At 61.9% G+C, this 2,814-nt stretch carries 5 protein-coding genes; all 5 read right to left on the reverse strand.

Annotation, left to right across the window (positions count from 1 at the left end; all coding sequences use genetic code 11):
- A partial coding sequence (locus VZ95_RS17595; protein WP_045777021.1) for a lysozyme inhibitor LprI family protein occupies positions 1-282 on the reverse strand: 282 nt, incomplete at its 3' end.
- Positions 283-349: 67 nt separating this feature from the next.
- A complete protein-coding gene (locus VZ95_RS17600; protein ID WP_232302735.1) occupies positions 350-961 on the reverse strand; it encodes an inositol monophosphatase family protein in 612 nt (203 codons plus the stop codon).
- The gene (locus tag VZ95_RS27455; RefSeq protein ID WP_232302736.1) at positions 889-1,164 is read right to left on the reverse strand and encodes a hypothetical protein; all 276 of its coding nucleotides are present in this window, start codon (positions 1,162-1,164) and stop codon (positions 889-891) included. The genes VZ95_RS17600 and VZ95_RS27455 overlap by 73 nt, the downstream gene beginning before the upstream one ends.
- Positions 1,161-2,474, reverse strand: a complete 1,314-nt coding sequence (gene hflX, locus VZ95_RS17605) for a GTPase HflX (RefSeq protein WP_045777022.1) — start codon at positions 2,472-2,474, stop codon at positions 1,161-1,163. The genes VZ95_RS27455 and hflX overlap by 4 nt, the downstream gene beginning before the upstream one ends.
- 61 nt (positions 2,475-2,535) lie before the next feature.
- The gene (gene hfq / locus VZ95_RS17610) at positions 2,536-2,787 is read right to left on the reverse strand and encodes an RNA chaperone Hfq (RefSeq protein ID WP_045777020.1); all 252 of its coding nucleotides are present in this window, start codon (positions 2,785-2,787) and stop codon (positions 2,536-2,538) included.
- Between the last annotated feature and the right edge of the window lie 27 nt (positions 2,788-2,814).

A 2,814-nucleotide genomic window follows, 5' to 3' on the forward strand; every position in this document is an offset into this window, starting at 1 on the left:
AAATGAGTCTTTTGACCACCGAGCCTGACAAATATTGCTTATATGGGCAATCCAACGGCGCTGATCGGCACGCAGAAGGTCCTTTGCCTCCTTGGACGCGCGGGCAAGAACAGCACCATAGGCTCCCGCCATCACCCGATCAGCGGTTGAAAGCTCTGGCGAAGCGCATATGGCTTTTTCGATCTCGGTGCTGGCTTTGCCGCAGTCAAAGCTAGGACTCTCGGCTGCAACGGCTTTTGACGTGATTAGCACGAAAAGAAGAAACGCGAGATGCCTGACCATTGCCTGCACCAAATAAAGTCAAAATATGAAAAACTCACGTTTAGACGACTCTGAACACGCCGCTTACTCATCCCCCAAACAACAGCCCCCGCGCCGCCTGCCACTGCGCTTCCCGTGCCGCGATCAGCAAACCTGGATCGGCGGCGGCGGGGGAATAGGGTTTGCCGCTCAAAGGGCTCGCCGCATAGCCGCCCGCCTCTTCGACCAACAGAACCCCGGCGGCATGGTCCCACGGCAACGTGCGGTAGAAAAGTGCTAAATGGGCTTCGCCCTGAAGCAACCGCAGATAATCTTGCGCCGCCGAATAGCACGGCGACTGCGAGGCGAAACGCTGGGTCAGCTCCGCCAAGCGTTTGCGCTCCTCGCCTGGGAAGAAACGCACCGAAAGGGCGGCGTGTTGGTCGGCGAGGTCGGTGGGCGGTTCGGGTAGCCGCACGGCAGCGCCATCGCGCCAAGTCCCCTGCCCTTTAGCGGCACAGGCCATGACGCCGGTCAGCGGATCGTGAATCCAGCCGGCGTAGGTTTCGCCGTGATGGACCAGGGCGAGGATCGAGCCGAAAGCTTCGTGCCCGCGCGCGAAATTGGCGGTGCCGTCGAGCGGATCGATCACCCATACCCAATCGTCGCCGTGCAGCCGGTCGCGCACGGTGGGATCGGCGGCAACCGCCTCTTCCCCCACGGTGGTCGAGCCCGGTAGCAGCGCTTCCAGGCTGGAATGAGGGCCGCTTCCATCGCCAAATCGGCAGCGGTGACGAGATCGTTCGGGGCTTTTTCGCGAATATCGCCCGCCGAAAGATTGCGGAAGCGCGGCACCAACTCCCGCGCCGCCGTTTCCCGCAAGAGATCGGCGACGGGGCCGAGCAGCGCCGCCGTCTCCCTCATAGGCCGATCACCGACTGCGGGAACTGCCGCTGGTAGCGCGAAAGTTCCATCGGATCGAGCCCGACCGTAAGATGCGCCTGGCCAGTTTCATCGTCCTCGCGGGAAAGCACTTCGCCGTGAGCATAGAGCCAGGCCAGATGCCGCCCGTCCGCCGGATCGATGGTAACGGCGATGACCTGTTGGCGGTCGCGCAAGGCTTCGTCGAGATAGGTCAGCAGCGAATCGATGCCTTGGCCGGTGAGGGCCGACAGCGGCAACGCCGTGCCGGTGACGCGACGTGTTTGCTCGGCGAGCCCTTCCCCATCCAAGCGATCGACCTTATTCAGCACCTCCGGCAGCCCGGCATCGACCTGCTTTTCGAGGCCAAGCGAGCGCAGCACCGCTTCCACATCGGCCTTTTGGGCCATGCTATCGGGGTGCGAAGCGTCGCGGACGTGCAGGATAATGTCGGCTTCCAGCACCTCTTCCAGCGTCGCCCGGAAGGCGGCGACCAACTGCGTCGGCAGGGCCGAGATGAACCCGACGGTATCCGACAGGATAACCCGCCGCCCGGACGGCAGCGTGAGGCCGCGCATCGTCGGGTCGAGAGTGGCGAAGAGCATATCTTCCGCCATCACATCGGCATTGGTCAGCCGGTTGAACAGCGTCGATTTCCCGGCGTTGGTATAGCCGACCAGGGCGATGACCGGCTGCGGAACCTTCTTGCGCGCACCGCGATGCAACTCGCGCGTCCGCTTCACTTCCTCAAGCTCGCGCTTGAGTTTGGCGATACGGTCGCCGATCAAGCGTCGATCGATTTCAAGCTGGCTTTCCCCAGGGCCGCCGAGGAAGCCGAAGCCGCCGCGTTGGCGCTCCAAATGGGTCCAGGACCGCACGAGGCGCGAGCGCTGATAGGTGAGCGCGGCAAGTTCGACCTGAAGCCGCCCTTCGTGGGTGCGGGCGCGCGCGCCAAAGATTTCGAGAATAAGCCCGGTGCGGTCGATGACCTTCACCTGCCATTCGCGTTCCAGATTGCGCTGTTGTACGGGCGAGAGATGCCCATCGACGATGACAACCGCCGCCTGCACCTCTTCAATGCCCTGCTTCAAGCGCTCCAGAACACCCGTGCCGAACAGGGTGGCGGGCCGGAGGATTTTCAGGCGCACGGCTTCGGCGCGTTGAACGTCCAAACCAATGGCTTCGGCAAGGCCAACGGCCTCGTTCACCCGCCCCTCGATCGAGCGGCTATCGGGGCCTTCCTGGCGGCCTAAATCGGGATGAATAACAAAAGCGCGCGTTGCGGCATGCTCGCCAAGGTCGGCGGCCTCAATGGAAACCGCCGCCTCAGGCAAATAAGGGTCGGCGGCGGGATTATCCGTCGCGCTCAAAGGATCAGACGTCACCCGCTTCCTTCACTCCATCGAACAATTGAACCGGGGCTGCGGGCATGATGGTGGAAATCGCGTGCTTGTAGACAAGCTGCGAATGGGCATCGCGCCGCAACAGAACCGAGAAATTATCAAACCAGGTTACGATGCCCTGAAGCTTTACGCCATTCACGAGGAACACGGTTACCGGGATTTTCTGTTTGCGAATATAGTTCAGGAAGACATCCTGGACATTCTGGGATTTTTCGGAGCTCATTACGGCATTCCTTCTTGCTTTTGGGCC

The organism is Elstera litoralis, from assembly GCF_000963705.1.
In the GTDB taxonomy this organism is placed as follows: Bacteria; Pseudomonadota; Alphaproteobacteria; order Elsterales; family Elsteraceae; genus Elstera; species Elstera litoralis.